Here is a 475-nt window from a genome sequence, read left to right on the forward strand (position 1 = left end):
ATATGTGTAGTGTACCATCCCAAATAAGTTCGTTCGGACAGTTCGTTTCCAGTCCCTAAGATCGTTTGTGGGGAATTCTCCGACTGGACCTACCCGACCAGCATTGTTCACCAGAATGTCGATACCGTCGAAGGCGTCATTCACCGCCTCGATAACCCGCCTTACCTCGGACGCTTCGGAGCTGTCGGCGAGGAACCGCTCGGTACGGCCACTTTCGGAGAGGTCAGCCAGTTCTTCGGCGGTTTTCCTAAGTTCTACCTCGTCAATAGCCGTTATCGCCACGTCGTGCCCCTGTTCCGCGAAGTGAGTTGCGACGTATCGACCGATACCCCGACTCGCACCAGTGACCAAAACCGAGTTCATTCTTCGACCTCTGATATCGTGTGTCGGAACTTTCCGGTACGGATCATTTCCATGTCGTCCATCATATTGAACCGAATTTCCACGTCCCCGACGTGCTTGTGTAGCCCCCGAC

Annotated in this window: 1 protein-coding gene; it reads right to left on the reverse strand. The window is 54.1% G+C overall.

From position 1 onward, the window contains the following. Window positions 1-363, reverse strand: a 363-nt coding sequence (locus tag EXE45_RS17855) for an SDR family NAD(P)-dependent oxidoreductase (RefSeq protein WP_137695117.1), incomplete at its 3' end; no start/stop codon positions are given. Window positions 364-475 lie beyond the last annotated feature (112 nt).

It is taken from the genome of Halorubrum sp. SP9 (assembly GCF_005435015.1).
GTDB lineage: Archaea > Halobacteriota > Halobacteria > Halobacteriales > Haloferacaceae > Halorubrum > Halorubrum sodomense.